Origin of the sequence: Nitrospira sp. MA-1, from assembly GCA_032139905.1 — a bacterium.
In the GTDB taxonomy this organism is placed as follows: Bacteria; Nitrospirota; Nitrospiria; order Nitrospirales; family UBA8639; genus Nitrospira_E.
The window spans coordinates 931,091-950,170 of sequence record JAQJDB010000006.1 but is presented as its reverse complement, the minus strand read 5'-3'; the positions used below and the strand labels follow the sequence as shown (position 1 = coordinate 950,170).

Sequence of the window (19,080 nt, the reverse complement as noted above, 5' to 3'; positions counted from 1 at the left end):
ATGGGAAGGGTCTACCAAAGAGGGCACACGTGGTGGATACAATATTACCACCAGGGACAATTGTTTAGGGAAAGTAGCCGTTCCGCTCAAAAATCAGTTGCGACGGCGTTCTTAAAAAAACGGGAAGGTGAAGTCGTCGATGGCCGGTTGCCAAATTTACAGGCTGATCGAACCACGTTCGAGGATCTGACCAACCTACTGATACAAGATTACCGCAATAATGGCCGGAAGACCCTCACCCGAGTCGAACAACTCGTTTCTCATCTCAAGGAATCCTTTGCCAAGTTTCGAGCCCACGATATAACGAGCCCTCACCTTTCGAGATATATCGAAAGACGACAACAGGAAAAAGCCGCTCCTGCCACTATAAATCGTGAATTGGCCGCCCTCAAACGCATGTTTAATTTAGCAATCAAACAAACCCCACCTCTCGTAAAGCCCTATACCATCCCCCACATCCCGAAACTCAAGGAAAACAATATTCGGACCGGGTTTTTTACGCATGAAGAGTATCAGTTACTCCGGGGCCGTTTATCCGATTACCTCAAAATTCCCTTCATCATTGCCTATTGGACGGGGATGCGATCAGGAGAGATTCTTGGTCTTCAATGGGATCACGTTGATCTCGAAAAGGGGTGGATCCGATTAGACCCCGGTACCACCAAAAATGGGGAGGGACGAATCATTCCCTTGGCTAATGAGGTCACCCATGGTCTCAGGCAATGGTGGCGAGAATCCCGCCTGAAATACCCTTATTGCCCGTGGGTGTGCCATTACAAAGGAACCTGGTTACGGAGAATACCCAAGAGAACATGGAAAGAGGCCTGTGACAAGGCCCATATGCCAGAGAAACTGTTTCATGACTTACGAAGGACAGGCGTTCGAAACCTCATCCGGTCCGGCATTTCTGAACGAGTGGCTATGGATATTTCTGGCCATCGGACCCGATCCGTCTTTGACCGCTACAATATTGTGAGTGAGGCAGACCTGGTTCAGGCTAAGGACAAATTGAACACCTTGAGCACAATTTCGAGCACAATGGGGAAGGAGAAGGAGGGAGAGACCGCCGTAAGTTGTTGAAAAGATGGTGCCCCCGACACGAATTGAACGTGCGGCCCGCGGTTTAGGAAACCGCTGCTCTATCCGACTGAGCTACGGGGGCAGCCTTTATAATCAACATGTTACAGATTCCTTCAGAGAAGGTAAATGGGCAGGTGTTATTAGGGTGTTAAGTTTAGCAGATGCCTTCAGCAAATCTTCTTCGTTTACGTTGTTGTACCGCTTATACATCTTCTCCGATTTGTGACCCACAATCTTCATAGCTGTCACCGTATCTACCCCCGCTCTCCTGAGATTCGTAGCAGCACAATGTCTCAGGTCATGGAATCGAAAGTTCTGAATCCCGGCATCCTCTAAAGCAGTTTTAAATGCTTTTTTAATCGAACCGAGGCTCCGCCCATTATACAAAAATACCTTATTGGTTAATAGACTCCTCACCTTAAATAAATCTGTCAGAGCATGTCGGACATTGGCCGTCAACGGCACCAGGCGAGACTCCCCGTTTTTGGTGTCTCTCTCCGATAAGATGATAAATCCTCTTTGCAGGTCAACCTGCTCCCAAGTCAGATTGAGAATCTCTCCCAACCGCATTCCCAGATGATAGGCAATAAGGAGAATGGGTTTCAGTCGAGGACCGGCTTGCTCATAGAGCTTGACCCACTCCTCTTGACTTAAAACCCTGTCCCTCTCATTCTTAGGATCAGGCATTCTGACTTTCTTAGCAACATTCACTTCGATCAATCCCCTCCGTTCAGCAAGGCTTAACACATGCTTTAATACCGTATGATCGTTGTTAATGGTTTGGAGACTTGGCAACTCTCCATTTCGGAGTTTCCGTTGTTGGCGATAGGCTTCAACATGCTCAGGTTTAATTTCATTTAATGCCTTGGACCCAAAAAAGGGAATCAATTGCAACCGCACAATTTCCACACGATCTTGATATGATCGGAGGCTCCTCACTTCTTCTAGTTTTAAATATTGTTCTCCCCATTCCTTAAAACCGAAAACCTTTCCATGGGAGGAGGGGATTTTACCCATTAACAGATCAGTTTTGATTTTAGCTTCCCATTGTTTAGCCACCTTTTTATTTAAAGTACCTGTCTTCCATCGTTTCATCCTTCCAATTGCCCCACCAGGAGACAGTGACAATACTTTGTCATCATCGACTACGCGAAACTCCACGTAATACCCGTCCTTCCTTTTTGTGAGTCCCATCTGATTTCCCTCCTTTGGTTAATGGTTGTTCCCCGATTAACTCCGATACGGTCACACTAAGAGCACGTGACACACGTTGAAGGGTCGAAAGGCGAGGATCCAACTTGCCTGTCTCCATTTTGACAATTGAGACATAGTGAACCCCCGCCAGTTCTCCCAGCTTCCGCACAGATAACCCTCTTTGCTCCCGTAATGCCTTAAGATTCATACTTCCTGTATGGCAGTCAATTAGCTACCACTTGTCAAACTATCTTTGTTGGCATCGGCAATACTGTTTGCTCCTGTAGCCATTGATTCAGTAGTCCCACATCAAACCGAAGTAACCGTCCTACTTTGACATGAGGAATCCGTCTTTGACTGACCATGGCATACAAAGTTTTGACTGCTAACCCTGTATACTGGGAAGCTTCCTGAATGGTGATGATTTGGTAATATGTCTGCTCTTTTGTTGCTACTGATTTTCCCACTTGTTCTCCTCGTTTTTCGATACCTCCCCCCATGAACCGTCAAAACGTCAAACCTCCACTAGAGACAGGTGAAAACCCATATTCTCAGGTGTCAAAATTGACACCTTAAACACGCAATCTTCCCTTGCTACATGAGCGCCATTGACACTTTGACGGCAAAAGAGAGGGGATAAGGGTTAACAGTTCATGAATTGAGGAAGCTCCTCTTTCTCGTCATGCTGCTTACTTTCGGTCACATCAATCACTTGCTTGGGGTATCGGTTGCGCCATTCCCCGTACCATTGGCGGGTCAATCGGTACCCTCTTTCGTGGCCATTGTTGATCGGTGTCAGATCAAAACGCCGCAATAACCCAGCTAAAGCCGCACCGCTCTCAATCCATGACAAATCAGGGTGTTCTTGGCATTTCTGCAATAAATGTTGTGTTGAAATAAATCGCATTCCTGTGTCCTCTTCTTTGTAAGGCCGACGAGAAATAATCGGTTCCACCAAATCCAAAAAGAATTGGAATGCCCCCTCCCGTCCGGTTGGTTCCCGGCGAACGATAGAAGCAATAAGACTGGTTGCCAGCTTACTCAGGATGGAAGGTCCCTCAGGTCTTTCTTGATCGGCAAGCATGGCCAACGTACATAAAGGTTCGGCAATGTCTTGGAATCGGTCATCAAACCCTTTTAACACTTCCAAGGTGGTAGGCAAGTTGGCATAAGTCGAAATGACAGCCGCCTCATGTTCATCTACCCACAGGGAAAGAAGCTCACGGATTTCAATTATCTCTTCCATGAGCCGATCAGCGCGGAAACGAGGCATCCTATCCGATACCCGTTTCAACACGATGGCAAAGGTTCGGTCTGCTAAGGTATCTGCTAGACGTTCAATTCCAGCAAAGGCTTTAGGCCCGAAAACTTCGAAGGCTTTTACCTCGAATTTATCGCCTTTGCCCTTTTCCAATCTTTCGATGACAGCTCCACGTTCAAACCCCGCATTGAGCACGGAGAGCACAGCTCCAAATGTTTCCTTATCCTGATCCCGCAGTTAATCTACTTCGTCCATAATCAGTATTTTTCGCGGGTTCCGATATAGGACTGCTGCGGTAGGAAAAGAGGTCACTGGCGGATTCTCCGCACTAAGTAAAGAAATCAACTTTAACAATTTACTCTTCCCGCATCGTGGTGTTGCCGAACGGATTGAGAGATACCCGTAATACTGAAAACTCTTGTAGCAATAGGTTCCTGCAATCCAAATTGCTACCAGCATGGCTAGTTCCTCTGAGGGTAGTTTGATATACGTCGTAATCAACCCCTGAATCCGTTCAAGGATATCTCCCAGTCGGTTTTGAGCTTCGGATCCCTCCGGTTGTTTGTCTTCTCCTTCCTTCTTTTCCTCCGTCTTGTATTCGGGGGAATCTTTTGCTAGGTTCTCTTTTGCTAGGTTCTCTTTTACAAGTTGTTTTCTCTCTTCGCCGTCTTGGATTGGGTCAGAATCTGAGGCGGCGTTTTCTTTTTCTGATTTACCTTGCTTCTGGCTAATTGGCTCAACTATCTCAACCATTTTCTCTAAACTCCGGTGTTTTAGTTTAATTAAAAGTAAACTCTTTCGGTTCAATTGGGCGGTCCTCGAATTTTCCTCATAATCTTATTTTCCTTTTCATTAAAAGTTTTCCTTCAGGCTGATTATTACACAGTGGTAGCGGCATAAATTAAACTGAAGAATTTATTCCACCTCTCAAACAGGGGGAATTTTTCTCTATTGTAGTTTTATTAAACCAACAGACAGTTGGCACAAATGGGGAAGGGTATTTTATTCCCGAATTAACAAACAGAAAGGTTGATTAACAGCGGGATTAATCAAAAGGAAAAAAAGTTCGAAGGGCAGGAAAATTCTTTGAATCCGAAGGGGCATTATCAGGCAAAAGGCGTTTTTGTTCCTTCTGAAGGTTTTCTAAAAAGGGAAGAATTTTATTAACATCTTGCGGAAAAATCACAACACGCTTATGAGGCATTCCGTGTTCTTCGATAACCTCAGGAGCAATATCTCGAAATTGTGTTTCGGAAAGCTCCCTTCCATATTTCGTAAAAATGGCTTCAAATAAATCCTCCTGGCCTTTCTGTAAATTAGAAAGTAATTTTTCAATAAAAACGTGTTCCTTTTCATTTAAGGCCTCAAAACCCATTTGATAGTTCAATTTCCAGAATCGGACATATTTTCTAATTGCCCGCTTTTTCTGCTCGGATAGTTCTTTTAGTGATTCAAGATCATGTACGGTTATAGAATCGTCAAACCCTAATTCTGGCTTGGTCCTCAATTCGGTTTCCTCAGCTTCTAGCACTAACCGGCAAATATCAGTCTGTTTGGTTTGATCATTAATTTTCCCCTGCTTCTTCAGATCCCAGATGATCCCCAGATACCGTTTCATTTGAGAGGGGCGGCCCTTTTGTTTTTGGCTTTCAGGGTGGTGCTTTTGCCAGACACTCCTAGCCTCTTTCATAAAGTCTTCAATGGTAGGAAAATCAGGAACCTCTAAATTCTTTACCTTGGGTGTTTTGGAAGGCTTAGGAGACATGGCCCTAATCCTACCCAACCCCTTCAAAAAGAACTAGCCAAAGAAGGGAAAAAGGCTAATGAGGAAGACATAGGGGCTGAGGAGAAATCAATTTAAACCGTCGCAGAATGTTGTACACTTTTTGTAGAGATTTTTGTATGCAAAATAACCTAAGATATTGTTTTCATTAGATATTCTTTGTAAGCATTGTTGACCCCCATAGTAGCCCAAAAAAGAGAGCATCATTGAGGTATCCGAGCTATTTAATACCACTTGCCCCCCCCTTTTTTGTCTTACAAAACTTCCCATATGTACCCCCTGTATGAGTCAGAAATTCAGGCTCAGTCTGTGAAAAAGAGGGAAAAAAGCTCTCTGTTATTGGGGATTCGTGATAACTTCTTACGACTTTTTTAATCTTTGAGGGGCTGTATATCCATTTTTATGATTTCTTGGATATTTAGTCGCAGCCATGGTTGATCAATCCTGCAGGAAGAGAAATTTGGAGATCGTGAAATGCCAAATGCCTCGATATCTACAAAAATAAAGTTCAGCGGTATTTTGTTGATCACTTTTTTAGAAATCGGAGCTATTGGGGGGTGTTATCACATACAAATTCCCCAGGCCATTAGTCGTTATCAAGCCGCGGAATCGAAGGTTAAGCTGGGGGATAACAGGGAAGATGTTTTAGCAATCCTGATGCCGACACAAGCTAATCTAAGTGCAGATTTGAAACGAGCACCAGAAGTTTGGATTGATTCTAGAAGTGGTAAAAGCACGCGTTTGTGGAGTTTGTATTACTTTCGTTCTGGTTGGAGCCAAGATGGAAGACTGACTGACGACGAATTGACCCCGTATCTTTTTGTGAATGATTCGCTAGTGGCTATTGGTTGGAACGCCTTAAGGAGCTTAGCCTTTCAATCTCAAGCTATGCCACAAAGTCTCGCTAGTGGTTCACAGGCAAATACTCCAGAAAGTCAGGGTGGAATGGAATCCGGTTTGTTTCGCAGCCCTGAGGGACAGATTTACCTTGGCCCCATTGCTCCCAATGCTTATGGTCCAGGAATTAACAGCGATGCAACAGGAAGACCATTCACCTATCAACCGGATTTTGGTGGCAGTGGCTATCCAGATCCCACGTTAAAAGTGAAACCCAACGCATATGGACCAGGGGTAGGAATGGATCAGTATGGGAGACCTGTGAGACCGAGGGATTGACCGTGAAATATTACCATGATTAAGGTAAATGATATAACTTCTCAATATATGACGACATTGTTTCCAATTTTATTTTTTCCTTTCTCTTTCTGATCGAAAATTTCCTATAAATAAATGGAGGGTTTCCTACGAGGTTAAAAATTTGTTTCTCGCATTAACCAAGCTCCACCTTTTTCCAAAATTTGAACAATTGAAAAAGACTCTCCACTTCATAAAGCCATAGAAGTTGGGGTTTTTCTATGACAAATAATATTTCCTTATCCCTAACATTAAATGCTTCACAAAATAGTGAATGGCTTTCAACCTTGAAATTCCCTCAATTTCTGTCAGCACTTTAAACGTGTACATAGCAGAACTCAACTTATTCTTTGATAATGAATTCCCGCCGGTTCTATACAATGCCAACATTTCATTTAAGCCATAAGCATGATGCCCCCTTCTCAGAATATTGAGCCACAAAGCATAATCTTGACGTTTTGAAATATCAGGCATATAAATTTTGCTTCCAATCTTATCTGTATCATACATCGCTGTGAGACACCCGATGTAATTACAAGTTAGCATTTCCTGATAGGTTACATCTTTATGGGCCCGAATAACTTTTCCAAGTCGTTTTCCTGATGCATCCATATATTCGTAATTAGTATGAGTAATAACCGCTGAATTTGCCAATGAAAATTCAACTTGCTTTTGCAACTTTTCAGGCAGCCAAAGGTCATCGTCGTCAAGGAATGCAATGAAACGCCCGGTAGCTTGCTTAATGGCAAAATTTCTCGCTTTCGCGGCACCTGAATTACTGGGAAGGCGCCAACCTTTTATTCTCGCGTCCTTCTCCACGAATGACTGTATAACGTCCCAGGAATTGTCTGTTGAAACATCATCAACTAGAAGCATCTCCCACTCCCCATATGTTTGAGATATAACCGAATCAATGGTGGCCTCCAAAAATTCACTACCATTAAAAACCGGAGTGATGATAGAGACCTTTAGTTTAAACATGTTTGACATCAAGAAGATCCATTAAAAAATTCCGTTCTCAGGAATTTCATTATGCTTGCTCATTGAAAGAGCCAACTCTAAAGATATGGAAATATGATAGAGGCAGCACAACAGAAAGGAGCAGAACAAAAGGATAGCTGATGGATCGAGGATCATCTGGAATTCTTTTTGGGTAGAGTGATGAGGGGTGATCTTCCCCTGGAATATCGGACACCGAGTTAAGAATTATATAATAATTCGAAACGAGGTGTTGAATGAAGCGAACACGCAGGCATCACAGTCGGGAATTTAAGCAGGAAGCAATCGCGTTAGTGGTGGAACATGGCTACAGTTGTGCGGCCGCTGGGCGAAGTTTAGGCGTGAGTGGCGCGTTGATTGGGCGGTGGAAGGACGAACTGGAAACCCATAAGGCAGAAGCTTTTCCCGGACAAAGGAAACGCCCCACCGAGCAACAACGGATCCATGAGCTCGAATCGGAGAATCGTCGGCTGCGGATGGAGCGCGACATCTTAAAAAAAGCTACGGCCTTCTTTGCCAAGGAAAGCGCATGAGATATCAATTTATTGCTGAGCAGAAGAAGGCCTGGCCCGTCACCCTCCTGTGTGGCATTCTGGACGTCTCTCGAAGTGGGTATTATGACTGGACCGTGCGTGACCAGAGTCAGCACGTGTGCTCGAACCATCAACTAGATAGACGGATACGCGAGATCTTTGCTGAGCACCGCCAACGGTATGGTGCGCCACGGATTACGAAGACCTTACGCCATGAGGGCCTCAGGTGTAGCGAAAACCGCATTGGCCGCAGGATGCAGCTACTGGGGCTGAAAGCCATTCAGGCGAAGAAATTCAAAGTCACCACTGACTCGACTCATTCAAAACCAGTGGCACCAGACCTGCTCGAACAAGACTTTCGCGCGGAGGCTCCGAATCAGAAATGGACCAGTGATATCACCTATGTCTGGACAACCGAGGGGTGGCTGTATCTCGCGGTGGTGATGGATTTGTATTCACGAGCGATTGTGGGATGGTCGATGAACCGACGCATGACGCAACAACTGGTGTGTGATGCCCTGAGCATGGCTTTGTTCCGTCGTAGCTTCCCAAAGGGCACCATCCTCCACTCTGATCGGGGCAGCCAGTATTGCTCAAAATGCTACCAGCGATTGCTGGCGAACAATCGGTTGCGTTGTAGCATGGGGCGAAGGGCGACCTGTTACGATAATGCCGTCACAGAAAGTTTCTTTCACACGCTGAAGGTCGAACTTGTTCATCGAATGCGGTACACGACACGGCGCATGGCGAAAGTCAGTATTTTTGAGTACATTGAAACGTATTACAATCGGCAGAGAAGGCATTCGGCTATCGGACATCAGATCCCGATAGTATTTGAACAGGCAGCTTAACTCTGTGTCCGGTGTCGTGGGGGAAGATCAGGGTGTGTATAACATTACTACGCAGAGAAAATTCTTTTTATATCCTTTCTGCAATTTTTATTTTCTAGATTTTTAAGGGCCATTTTGAACAAGATTAGATGCTATTTCCTAGAATAGGCGTCAAAACCAATTATTATAGTTTTTTTACAAGATGGCACATCAAAAGCTCAAAGAGAAATTGCTCTTAATAGGACCCATCGATCGCTATAACCGACATATTGGCGGTCTCTCCATAGGTTTCAATGCTTTTAGAAGTTTTCTGAAAAAAAATTCCATTTCTTACAAATTAATTGATACACGTCCCTATGATGGGGCCTTCGGTACGATAGCCAATCTGATTAATCTTGTAATCCGCGTTTTACTATATGTTCCCCGCTGCAACGTAGTGCTTGTTTATGCCAGCTACCACGGAATCCTTTATCTTTATCCGCCACTCTACTTGCTCTGCAGATTGCTTAGGACGCGATTCTGTTTCTATCCTGTTGGGGGAGATTTTCTTGATATCTACCATTCGAGGCCATTCTGGCATCGTACTTTGATTCGCAACACGTTATTTAAATCAGATGTATTATTTTTGCAAACACAACATTTACTGGACCATTTTAAGAGTTTCGGAGTCGACGCAATCTGGTTCCCATCGGGACGTATAAAACCTAAAGGGATTCCTGCATCACGCCATTACTCGCGCCGGTTTATTTTTCTGTCAAGAGTTTGTCCCGAAAAAGGAATTGACATTATTAAAGAGGCTCTTGAGGAGCTTGAGAATTTCACAATACATGTCTATGGCCCGTTAAACAGTTTCGATGAAGAACTTATCAGAGGGTGGGTAAATTACAAAGGTACTGTTTTACCCCCTGATGTCTTGGACACACTTGGGTATTATGATGTCTTAATCTTGCCAACTGTTTATCCCCGCGAAGGATATCCTGGTGTGATTATCGAGGCCTACTCAATCGGCATGCCTGTCATTGCGACCGATTGGATGGCAATACCCGAAATCGTGCAACACGAGGTTTCCGGCATTCTAATTAAACCATGGTCAGCAAAAGCTCTTGCCAATGCCATACGCTCCATAGACGATGACAAATACACAAGGCTATGTGCTGGGGCCCGTGAAATGTTTAAAAAATTTGATAGCGATATAACCTTTGTAAAGGTGCTTGATAAATTGTTGAATTAATTTATCCCGGATGGCCAACAACCATGGTGTAAGCTTTTCGCGCAATACCTCTATAATTTCGCCATTCAAAATTGCCTGATAGTAATGCCATTATACCCTGCTGGCGACGGGCAGAGGCATAAATGGCATCAAACTCTCGCTTTGATATTTCCTTTAAATATTTGTATGAACTCCAAGTGTCACTGGGAAAATAATTTTTATCGATCATGCCGTGCCGCAGAGCGATATCATAAAATTCAGCTCCATGAACAGGGTTGGCGAATTGCCAGCTAGTGTAATGGATTAAACGTTTACGCCAAAGCGAGTAGATATCGCTAATAGTTTTACGTACCTCAGCTGCAGTTTCGTGTTGTACCTCTCCGTTTTCTTCCCAAAAATTGAATAGCATCATGAAACCAAAAACCTTAATCCTCTGAGCAGTAAGCATTTCTAGGGCATTCCGTGTTTTATCAAAAGACATTTTCTTTTTTATACCTGTGAGGACCCTATCGCTAGTGCTTTCAATACCAACGCGAACGAGCCAGAAGTTTGCCTGTTTCATCCAAAAGGCAAGCTCCTCAGACATGGGAACAACCCGCAGGTTGCACTGGAAATACAAATCTCTGAAGCCCAAGGCTGCGATAGCTTTGCACACATCAATCGACCATTCCAAGTTGACATTTAACTCGTCCGAGTGAAGATAAATTTCTCGATATCCAAGTTCGTAGAGTTGCTCCACTTCAAGTACGATATTTTGAGGAGAGCGTGCCCGGTACAATGGACCATTTTTTAAACGAAAAACGGGATTTGCACAAAACACACACCGCAAGGGACAACCACGGGTAATAACCATTTCTGTATTTGGTCTTGCTTTACTGTAAGTTAATCCACAAAAATCACTGTCATTAACAAGACTGCGAATGGGAAAGGGAATAGAATCGATATCTGAAATCAACGCACGAGGTGGCGTTTTCCGGTACATACCATCCTTCAAATAGGCAATTCCCGAAATTTCGCTCAAATGCTCTTTGTGAGTAGGGAATCGTTTCACAATCTCGTGAAAAGTTACTTCACCTTCGCCGATGACAACTATATCTGTTCCAGAGCGGCGTAAAATTTCTTCGGAATGAGTAACAGCATGTGGCCCCCCACACACCACTAATACATCAGGATAGGTAGATTTGATGCGCTTGATAAGTTCGTATGTCTCGCGGGCAGAGAACGAAGTGAAGGAGCAAGCATAGATATCAGCGCCGAAACTGTGAATTCGTTCCAGATGGAATGTATCGCTTTTGACCTGAGGAATATACTCCAATTCAACCTCAACATCTCCCTGATGTTGAAGGTAAGCCCCAAGATACAATAAAGCCAAGTTCGCACTCGTTTGATCCTTTCCGAGGACACGTCCATGATTATCTGCCAAAATAACCTTCATTTCTGACCCTCCCTTTGTTGTTGTGATGACTAGGGGGGGATCCCATTGGCTCCCTACTTTAATTATTAAATAATATAAATCCATAATCAAAAAAATTGGGAAGCACTGCTGGAATCCCAAATGCCCAGCCTAATCTTTCCATAACTATTAACTAAATTTTTGAGAGCGTCTGCTGAATTAAACTCAAGGAATAAATCAAATTGCTGTTAAATGTTAGCCATTTCATGTACCTCCTAATCAGATAGTGGAATTATTTCCAAAGCAACTCCGGAATGGAAGTAAGGCTAGATTACTCTACTCCTCTCAGCTTAAAAAGCAATTATACCCCCTCAAAAGAATGGGCTTTTTTTGAACGACTGGTACCCTACTGCATCAGGGTTTACAGGTGGCTTGAGCTCGCCCATATAGGGAAGTGGCCCAATGGCATGCCCTACCCCTTAGCAAAGAGAACAGGTGTTATTACAGTGTTAAGAAGAGGGAGATAAGGCAAGAATCAGGAGGAAAGGGAGAGAAAGTCAGAGAAGATGAATCGCTAGTGTCTATAGGGGAATGAGGAGGGGACTGCCGATTTCTCAAGTAATTCGACAATCCCCTTTTGTTGATTAGGAAACCGCTGCTCTATCCGACTGAGCTACGGGGGCAACAAGTTTTATGTTAAAAAGCTGTGGTTTTCATCTACAATGCCTGGTGTGTCATATATATTTATACCAGAATGTCCAGGTGGCACACAGCAGACGTGAAAGGTTACCCTTTTTACCTAGTGGGAACAAGAGGAGCCAGCGAATTCTTTGACCTGATATGAAACCGATCTCAAACCCCCAAAATCCTTTTGTTCCTGAAGTCCGGGAGCGCCTGGAGCCGGCCGCACCCGTGACTCCGGACATTTACGAAGAAAGGGTCAAGACCATCCTCAGCCACAATACCAGCCCGGACCTCCCCTTTCGATGGAGCGTGAATCCCTATCGAGGCTGCTTTCATGCTTGCACCTATTGTTATGCACGCCCTACCCACGAATACTGGGGGTTCGGATCCGGAACGGACTTCGAATCCAAGCTGGTCGTCAAGGTGAATGCCCCGGCTAAACTTCAAGAATCATTGCTCAAACCTTCCTGGCAAGGCGAATTAATAGTTTTTTCGGGCAATACCGATCCCTACCAACCCCTGGAGGCCACTTACCAACTCACTCGATCATGCCTCCAAGTCTGTGCAGAATTCCAGAATCCCGTGGGACTCATTACGAAATCAGCCCTCATCGTGCGAGATATTGAAGTGTTACAGGAACTGCGTGACAAGGCCTGGGTGCGTGTTTTTATGAGTATTCCATTTGCCTCAGATGACATTGCGAGGAAAGTTGAACCACAAGCCCCCTCAATTACGAAACGGTTTGAGACGTTAGAACTTTTGTCCAAAGCCGGGATTTCCACAGCGGTCTCCATTGCCCCGGTGATTCCAGGACTCAATGAACACGACATTCCCCAGATTCTATCTCAAGCCCGCGAGGCCGGGGCCCAACATGCCACCTATATCCTGCTTCGCCTAAACGATAACGTAGAAGAGGTGTTTGTTGAACGGATGACACACCATTTTCCCGACCGCATCCAGAAAATCCTCGCCCGCCTCAAAGAGGTTCGGGAAGGGCAGGTCGGAGAACGAATTTTTTTTAAACGCCATGTCGGCGAGGGGAGAACGTGGGATGTCATTGCCCAACTGTTTGAGACCGCCTACCGAAAACATGGGTTTCAGGACAGTCCCGATACACCAATTCCTGCCACGTTTCGACGGCCAAGCCCCGCACAACTCTCATTGTTTGGTGATCCTCAATCATAACTTCAACCGGAAACACTCGGTTTGGCAAGACCCAGAGCCCTTCAGTACAATCACCTTCTGAAAATTTTTGCTTGCTCACTCAAAACCAAAGGACACACCCCATCTCATGATGCTTCTCTCTTGGCCCTCACATATTCTCCGCTCCCTGACCCTCACCCTGTTCGCCATCACCCTCGTCGGGTGCAGCGAAGACAAAACGCCCTGGCAGCTCCACACGGAACAAGGCACGACCCTCATGGAACAGGGAAAGTTCCCGGAAGCTGAGCAGGAGCTTAAGACCGCTCTTGAACTGGCAGAACAGTTCGAAGGCCAAGACCCTCGCCTCATCCAATCCATCACCAACCTTGCGATTCTGCACAATGCGAAAGGCGAGCCCAAACAGGCTGAAACCCTGCTTTTAAAAGCTGTGGACATTCATAAAGAAGGACCAAACCCTCAGACAGCCGAGTTAGCAGCAAGCCTCAGTAATCTTGGTGCGTTGTATGTCACCCAACAAAAGTTCGACCAGGCTCAATCCTCATTTGAACGAGCTTTGGCCGTTCGGGAACAGGCACTGGGTCCTGATAACCCGGAGGTGATCCGTGACCTAGAGAACCTGGCCGCACTGTTTGTCCGGCAATCCCACTATGCCGAGGCCGAATCATATTTAAAGCGCATTCTGGACAGCAAGGAAAGAACTAAAGGACCGGATGCGCCCGAACTCGTTGAACCGCTCAATAATCTTGCACTCCTACATCGCGCCCAGGAACAGTATGCCCAGGCAGAGGCGTTATTACTCCGGGCTTTAGCCATCAAAGAGAAGCAAATTGGCCCCACCAACCCCCATCTCCTCGGCAGCTTGAACAATCTGGCGCTTCTCTATAGTACGGCTAAGCAATTTTCACAAGCGACACCTGTGTTAGAAAGAATGCTGACTATTAGCGAAGAGGGGTTTGGCAAGGACCATCCCCGGGTGGCCATCATTCTCAATCAATTGGGAGAAATCCACAGACTACAAGACCAACCTGAGCAAGCCATCCTCTTAATCCAACGCGCCATTGCCATTATTGAACAGGCAGAAGGGCCCGAACATTCAAGCTTGAGCGGCCCTCTCAATAATTTAGCGTTACTGTATGTCACAACAGGACAATATGATAAAGCCGAACCCTTGTTTCAACAGACCATCACTCTCACGGAACAGACCATGGGGAAAGATCATTTTCGGGTGGAACGAGCGCTTAGAAATTACGCCACCCTATTGCGAAAAATAGGTCGAACCGAGGACGCAGTCACGCATGAAACGAGGGCCAATGCCATTCACGAAAAAAATAATCCTACACTGACATCTTCTCCGGGATAGGAGCTATCCTCAAGGCATGTTCTCACATCACTGAATCCGGTCCTGGAATAGGCTACCTTCATAAGGTTGTGGCCCAGGTGGCATCGAGACCTCGGGCCACACGTTCTCACGCTCCTGACTCAAAGCCCAACTCTGCTAAAATAGGATCATTCCTTCTACCCAATTATCTCGTTCACAACCCTCTGTCTGGCCTAGGCCAAATACTCGCTTGATCCTATTAGCATCTCATCCGTTAAAACCCGTTTACCCCCACATGGCTGCCGCCAAGCCATCCCGACATTAAGGTCCCTTGAATAGCCAGTTAAACCGCACCGCGTTTAAATTCATGGCTAACTTTCCTTCGGTCCCCTCTCCTTCATGAGACGCCATTTACCCCTTTGAAACCAATTCAATTTCGTGCGGTTAATCAGGAGAAGCTCACTGCCCACACTCGCTATGAAGGGGTAGGCCCGTCTTCCTTTTTCAACGTCCCCATCCCAAGTCCTAAAATACTCTATTTGCTGCGGAATGGGATCACCCGCATACGAAAATATCTTGGAACGCAATCCCATTTCACAGGAACCTCTTCTTTCGCTCAGCGACAAGATTGCTCAGAAATTCACTTCCCATTGATCGCTCAACATTATTTCATTTAAGCCGAACGTGTAAAAAACCGATCTGAACCTAGAGAGCACAAACATGCCGTAGTCGAGGACGTCCATGGCACATAAGAGAAGCGTCGCTTTGGTCAAAATCTAACCTCCGACATTTCATGAAAAATGTGTCTTCTCCCGTTCGTCAGAAACGAAAACCGTTGTAACCTTTTTCGGGGAGTCAGGATCACTTTGAAATATGCCCGTGGTCAATACCCGGAGGACTTATCATTAAATACGGCGCATGTTCCGCGTTTGGGAAAAAATGAGCAAGGCCGCTGACCTGATAGAGGAGAATGGCTAACAGTGAGGAATAAAAATTTCAATTACTTCGCGAAAATTGGCCTGGTAATGCTGATTGGTGTCTTTGGAGGTTTCCTGATTGCAGAAGCTGGGCTTCGACTATTGGACATATCCTATCCGGTATTTCACGGGTTTGACCCTGAAAGAGGACGAGTTCTTGAACCGGGAATGGAAGGGTGGTTTCATGGTGAGGGAAACGCCTACATCAAAATTAACTCAGCCGGATTTCGGGATGTCGAACATCCACTTCAAAAGCCAAAAAACACTTACCGGATTTTGCTCTTGGGAGACTCCTATACGGAGGCAAGGCAAGTCATGCTGGAAGACACCTTCGGGAGAAAAGTCGAACAACAGCTCCGATCATGTGAGCGATTACTCCCGCACAATGTAGAAATTATTAATTTTGGCGTCCCAGGGTATGGAAATGCAGAAGAATTAATCACGCTGCGCTCCCGTGGTTGGGACTATGACCCCGACCTAGTGCTCACCATGTTTTTCAGCGGGAATGATCTCATAGACAATTTTCCCCGCGCTGAGCTGCGCGAACCAGAGTACATCCCTCGTCCGTACTTTCATCTTGATCAGGGAGAATTGAAGCTAGTGTACAATTTTCAAGAGTGGTCTCCACCGCTCCTCAAATATCGACTCCTGCTTTGGGGAGTACATAATTTTCGTACGTTGGAACTGCTCAACCAAGCCAACCGGGTATTGGCGGCACGACAAATTGGGGAAAGTCACAAAAACGTCTCTAGCAACACTGGTCTAGCAGACTTTGTCTATGCTCAACCCCAGACACCGATTCATCGTGAAGCATGGGACATTACCGAAGCCATTCTAAAATTAATGCATAAGGAAGTCCTGGAGCATGGCGCAAAATTTTTTCTGGTCACCACCACAAGCCCTGATCAAATCGACCAGGAAAGTAAGTTATTGTTGCAGGAGCGCCTTCATGCCCAAAAACTGGATTACCCGGAGAAACGGCTCAGAAAACTTGGCGAAGACGAGGGATTTCCCGTGCTCAATCTGTTATATGAATTTCAACAATATGCGGAGCAACATCACGTGCATTTTCACGGGTTCCCGAATACGAAACTTGGCGCAGGGCATTGGAATGAAAAGGGTCACGATTTAGCAGCGAAATTGATATCCAAACGGATATGTGAGGATCCTTCCATTCTATAAAGACCTCATCAACATCCCACAATACCTCTAGAGATGTGTATAGAGATGAAGCCCAATCTGTGGGGGACGAGGCATTTTCCTCTACAATCTCTTCGGTCAAGCGACCACGGATCACCTGCTCGCCGCATAATATCGACAGGTCCAATGCCACTGTTCAAATGACTTGTACGGCTCCATCGCTCTATGGCATCAGAGTCGAGATTTGGTCTGCTCGTCATTTCCGATTTCATCCCGCCGTAATGTTCTTAATCTGATGTTCACTCTGAGATAAGAAACGTGAATTTCTCTTGACACTTTTTTGATAATCCCCTATGGTTGCAACTCAACCCTGACATGGCCGACAAATCATGGAGCTTTTTCTCCAGATCGGATTGACCACAGGCCGGATGATGACCCGTCACATTTCTCTCTCCCTCTTCCGCTCCACCACAATTATCCTCACTGCGATGGTCCTGCTCGCATTCACGCAAGGTTGTACGACGAACCTTAAAGCTATTCAAGATTTCGGTAATCTGTCCGCAGAATCCGCCCAGTACACCACCCTGGTTGATGAGTACCTGGAATTTCCCAACCGGCAAAAACGCTATCAACCCCAAAGTCGTCATGCCAATTTGGATGTAATGGCGCAGGACCGTGCCACACAAAAAACAGCTTTACTCCTCCGCCAATCTATTATTGAGACATATATGAAATCCCTAGGACATCTGGCGGCTGATGAAGTTGTCGATAATACCGAAGAACTGACGCAACTCTCCGCAGCCCTACAGTCTCAGCCTGCCACCAATCCACAAGAGGCAGAGGCCTACAAAAAAATAGCCGGCATCGTGACCACTGTGGCGGTGAAACGATGGCGACAAGATCAACTTCAGAATCTTATCGAACAAGCCAATCCACCGATTCAACAAATTCTCGAATCCTTACACCGCATTGTGTCAGACGGATTTGGTGGAGATCTCCAAACTGAAGAAGCCGCCATCCAAAATTATTACATGACTCTGACCATGGAATCCCAAGATCCCGCAGGAAAAGCCGCATTAGCTGAGTGGAAAGAATTTAGAATGTCCCAGGTGGATGAACGGTCTGAAGCTGTCAAAATTTACGGGAAGGTCCTGGACAAAATTTCTGACGGACACCAACGGCTTTTCGAAGAACGTCAAAATTTGACCAAGAAAGAGGTGTTACAACAGGTTGGAAACTCGGTTAAAGACCTTCGAACATTGCTGAAAACCATTAAAAACCTGTAAGTGAGGACCGTAATGCCCCTGAGTGCTGAAGACGCCTTTGAGTTATCCAAACAATTCCGTGATCTCGGGATCAACCTAGGCAATTACCGGTTTGCCAATTGGAATGATCTGACCCCGACACAACGGCGTGATTTAGAGGACGAGGAATGGTCGCTGTTGAACTCCTCCTCGGACATGACCACGAAAGCCGTGGGGTTGGCTTTGGAAGAATCAGAGATCAATGTCCAAAGCATTAAGAGTTCGGTGGGCAAAGCCAAGCGGGCAATCAAAAAACTGGAAAAGGTCGGTGAAGTCATCAAAGTCGCCACCGCCACGGTTGGGCTTGCTGCAGCGATCGTGGCTAAAGACCCAGGCGCTATAGCCAAAAATGCGAAACTTGTTCTCAAGGCGGCCGACGCATAGCCAGCCCGATCATTCCGATTTTCTCCAAATATATCTTACCGGGTCACCGTCGATTGCATCAGACTATTTGCGTGTGGTGGGGAAAATCCCTGGAAACCCCTATGCCGCTCGGCAAGTTCGAGGACGGAGAACGCATCCCCATTGACCTGCTCGGGAACCGTAAAAATCTGCCGTAAATCTCCTCCCCGTTCGCCCACAATCTGTCCGGCAAACATAACCCCTTTGGCAGTCAGCCGTTGAATGCTAGCTTCAATATCCGCCACCCGCACCGCAATATGGTGTAATGTTCGATCCCCAAATTGCTTCACCCAAGCAGGAATAATACTTGTTTTCCCTCGTTCACCATCATACGCCTGATCCACAAATAACGCGGGACACCCAGGAGCCCGATAGACTTTGGCCCACCAATCGTCATACTCCAGCGTTTCAGCATAGGCATATCCCAACAACAGAAATTCCTCAGCGCGTGGATCAATTGACCCTGTACGTATCGTAATATGATCGACCACCGGAAACAAACCAATGCCAATCTCCTCCAAAGCCTGATTCACCATGGCAGCTGCATGATTTCTGGCAACATAGTCGTGTATATAGCGAGTGATGACCTGTTCAAGTTCGACCCCCTGCTTCAT

19 protein-coding genes and 1 tRNA gene are annotated in these 19,080 nt (G+C 45.8%); 10 read left to right on the top strand and 10 right to left on the bottom strand.

Annotated elements, in window-relative coordinates:
• Positions 1-1,080 (top strand): site-specific integrase, encoded by a 1,080-nt coding sequence (locus tag PJI16_11550; GenBank protein ID MDT3778190.1) that lies wholly within the window; start codon positions 1-3, stop codon positions 1,078-1,080.
• A gap of 5 nt (positions 1,081-1,085) precedes the next feature.
• On the opposite strand, the gene PJI16_11545 is transcribed toward PJI16_11550, so the two are convergent.
• The 7 genes from PJI16_11545 to PJI16_11515 form a co-directional block, all read right to left on the bottom strand.
• Positions 1,086-1,162, bottom strand: a tRNA-Arg gene (locus PJI16_11545).
• Between the two features lie 11 nt (positions 1,163-1,173).
• Positions 1,174-2,274 carry a tyrosine-type recombinase/integrase gene (locus PJI16_11540; protein ID MDT3778189.1) on the bottom strand — a complete coding sequence of 367 codons (1,101 nt, stop codon included), beginning with the start codon at positions 2,272-2,274 and terminating at the stop codon, positions 1,174-1,176.
• Positions 2,219-2,482 (bottom strand): helix-turn-helix transcriptional regulator, encoded by a 264-nt coding sequence (locus tag PJI16_11535; GenBank protein ID MDT3778188.1) that lies wholly within the window; start codon positions 2,480-2,482, stop codon positions 2,219-2,221. The genes PJI16_11540 and PJI16_11535 overlap by 56 nt, the downstream gene beginning before the upstream one ends.
• 34 nt (positions 2,483-2,516) lie before the next feature.
• Positions 2,517-2,741 carry a helix-turn-helix domain-containing protein gene (locus PJI16_11530; GenBank protein ID MDT3778187.1) on the bottom strand — a complete coding sequence of 75 codons (225 nt, stop codon included), beginning with the start codon at positions 2,739-2,741 and terminating at the stop codon, positions 2,517-2,519.
• A gap of 176 nt (positions 2,742-2,917) precedes the next feature.
• A complete protein-coding gene (locus PJI16_11525) occupies positions 2,918-3,739 on the bottom strand; it encodes a DUF3631 domain-containing protein (protein ID MDT3778186.1) in 822 nt (273 codons plus the stop codon).
• Between the two features lie 33 nt (positions 3,740-3,772).
• The gene (locus PJI16_11520; GenBank protein ID MDT3778185.1) at positions 3,773-4,288 is read right to left on the bottom strand and encodes a hypothetical protein; all 516 of its coding nucleotides are present in this window, start codon (positions 4,286-4,288) and stop codon (positions 3,773-3,775) included.
• A 292-nt stretch (positions 4,289-4,580) separates the two neighbouring features.
• Entirely contained in the window at positions 4,581-5,300 is a 720-nt protein-coding gene (locus PJI16_11515; protein MDT3778184.1) for a hypothetical protein, read from the bottom strand.
• 492 nt (positions 5,301-5,792) lie between these two features.
• Between PJI16_11515 and PJI16_11510 the strand changes: the two genes are divergently transcribed.
• Positions 5,793-6,494, top strand: coding sequence for a hypothetical protein (locus PJI16_11510; protein MDT3778183.1), 702 nt, complete (start codon positions 5,793-5,795; stop codon positions 6,492-6,494).
• Positions 6,495-6,731: 237 nt separating this feature from the next.
• Here PJI16_11510 and PJI16_11505 read toward each other — a convergent pair whose 3' ends face one another.
• Positions 6,732-7,493 (bottom strand): glycosyltransferase family 2 protein, encoded by a 762-nt coding sequence (locus PJI16_11505; GenBank protein MDT3778182.1) that lies wholly within the window; start codon positions 7,491-7,493, stop codon positions 6,732-6,734.
• Between the two features lie 254 nt (positions 7,494-7,747).
• Between PJI16_11505 and PJI16_11500 the strand changes: the two genes are divergently transcribed.
• From PJI16_11500 to PJI16_11490, 3 genes are all read left to right on the top strand, one after another.
• Positions 7,748-8,044, top strand: coding sequence for a transposase (locus tag PJI16_11500; protein MDT3778181.1), 297 nt, complete (start codon positions 7,748-7,750; stop codon positions 8,042-8,044).
• Positions 8,041-8,895, top strand: coding sequence for an IS3 family transposase (locus PJI16_11495; protein ID MDT3778180.1), 855 nt, complete (start codon positions 8,041-8,043; stop codon positions 8,893-8,895). The genes PJI16_11500 and PJI16_11495 overlap by 4 nt, the downstream gene beginning before the upstream one ends.
• Before the next feature lie 181 nt (positions 8,896-9,076).
• Complete coding sequence (locus PJI16_11490; GenBank protein ID MDT3778179.1) at positions 9,077-10,105, top strand: glycosyltransferase; 1,029 nt, start codon at positions 9,077-9,079, stop codon at positions 10,103-10,105.
• Between the two features lies 1 nt (position 10,106).
• Here PJI16_11490 and PJI16_11485 read toward each other — a convergent pair whose 3' ends face one another.
• Positions 10,107-11,519 carry a radical SAM protein gene (locus PJI16_11485; protein MDT3778178.1) on the bottom strand — a complete coding sequence of 471 codons (1,413 nt, stop codon included), beginning with the start codon at positions 11,517-11,519 and terminating at the stop codon, positions 10,107-10,109.
• 798 nt (positions 11,520-12,317) lie between these two features.
• Between PJI16_11485 and PJI16_11480 the strand changes: the two genes are divergently transcribed.
• The 5 genes from PJI16_11480 to PJI16_11460 all read left to right on the top strand — a co-directional run bounded on the left by PJI16_11480 (position 12,318) and on the right by PJI16_11460 (position 18,448).
• Positions 12,318-13,346: a PA0069 family radical SAM protein gene (locus tag PJI16_11480; protein ID MDT3778177.1), complete on the top strand. Its 1,029-nt coding sequence runs from the start codon at positions 12,318-12,320 to the stop codon at positions 13,344-13,346.
• A gap of 106 nt (positions 13,347-13,452) precedes the next feature.
• Entirely contained in the window at positions 13,453-14,685 is a 1,233-nt protein-coding gene (locus tag PJI16_11475; GenBank protein ID MDT3778176.1) for a tetratricopeptide repeat protein, read from the top strand.
• Between the two features lie 938 nt (positions 14,686-15,623).
• A complete protein-coding gene (locus PJI16_11470) occupies positions 15,624-16,802 on the top strand; it encodes an SGNH/GDSL hydrolase family protein (GenBank protein MDT3778175.1) in 1,179 nt (392 codons plus the stop codon).
• 347 nt (positions 16,803-17,149) lie between these two features.
• Entirely contained in the window at positions 17,150-18,046 is an 897-nt protein-coding gene (locus tag PJI16_11465) for a hypothetical protein (GenBank protein MDT3778174.1), read from the top strand.
• 12 nt (positions 18,047-18,058) lie between these two features.
• Complete coding sequence (locus PJI16_11460; GenBank protein MDT3778173.1) at positions 18,059-18,448, top strand: hypothetical protein; 390 nt, start codon at positions 18,059-18,061, stop codon at positions 18,446-18,448.
• A gap of 35 nt (positions 18,449-18,483) precedes the next feature.
• On the opposite strand, the gene PJI16_11455 is transcribed toward PJI16_11460, so the two are convergent.
• On the bottom strand, positions 18,484-19,080 hold the full coding sequence (locus tag PJI16_11455) for a hypothetical protein (GenBank protein MDT3778172.1): 597 nt from the start codon (positions 19,078-19,080) through the stop codon (positions 18,484-18,486).

Bases quoted from the DNA above. Each gene is read 5' to 3' on its own strand.
- PJI16_11465 (MDT3778174.1), top strand. From the start codon at position 17,150: ATGGAGCTTTTTCTCCAGATCGGATTGACCACAGGCCGGATGATGACC.
- PJI16_11535 (MDT3778188.1), bottom strand. From the start codon at position 2,482: ATGAATCTTAAGGCATTACGGGAGCAAAGAGGGTTATCTGTGCGGAAG.
- PJI16_11550 (MDT3778190.1), top strand. From the start codon at position 1: ATGGGAAGGGTCTACCAAAGAGGGCACACGTGGTGGATACAATATTAC.
- PJI16_11540 (MDT3778189.1), bottom strand. From the start codon at position 2,274: ATGGGACTCACAAAAAGGAAGGACGGGTATTACGTGGAGTTTCGCGTA.
- PJI16_11490 (MDT3778179.1), top strand. From the start codon at position 9,077: ATGGCACATCAAAAGCTCAAAGAGAAATTGCTCTTAATAGGACCCATC.
- PJI16_11520 (MDT3778185.1), bottom strand. From the start codon at position 4,288: ATGGTTGAGATAGTTGAGCCAATTAGCCAGAAGCAAGGTAAATCAGAA.
- PJI16_11455 (MDT3778172.1), bottom strand. From the start codon at position 19,080: ATGAAGCAGGGGGTCGAACTTGAACAGGTCATCACTCGCTATATACAC.
- PJI16_11485 (MDT3778178.1), bottom strand. From the start codon at position 11,519: ATGAAGGTTATTTTGGCAGATAATCATGGACGTGTCCTCGGAAAGGAT.
- PJI16_11500 (MDT3778181.1), top strand. From the start codon at position 7,748: ATGAAGCGAACACGCAGGCATCACAGTCGGGAATTTAAGCAGGAAGCA.
- PJI16_11475 (MDT3778176.1), top strand. From the start codon at position 13,453: ATGATGCTTCTCTCTTGGCCCTCACATATTCTCCGCTCCCTGACCCTC.
- PJI16_11510 (MDT3778183.1), top strand. From the start codon at position 5,793: ATGCCAAATGCCTCGATATCTACAAAAATAAAGTTCAGCGGTATTTTG.
- PJI16_11515 (MDT3778184.1), bottom strand. From the start codon at position 5,300: ATGTCTCCTAAGCCTTCCAAAACACCCAAGGTAAAGAATTTAGAGGTT.
- PJI16_11505 (MDT3778182.1), bottom strand. From the start codon at position 7,493: ATGTTTAAACTAAAGGTCTCTATCATCACTCCGGTTTTTAATGGTAGT.
- PJI16_11460 (MDT3778173.1), top strand. From the start codon at position 18,059: ATGCCCCTGAGTGCTGAAGACGCCTTTGAGTTATCCAAACAATTCCGT.
- PJI16_11480 (MDT3778177.1), top strand. From the start codon at position 12,318: ATGAAACCGATCTCAAACCCCCAAAATCCTTTTGTTCCTGAAGTCCGG.
- PJI16_11495 (MDT3778180.1), top strand. From the start codon at position 8,041: ATGAGATATCAATTTATTGCTGAGCAGAAGAAGGCCTGGCCCGTCACC.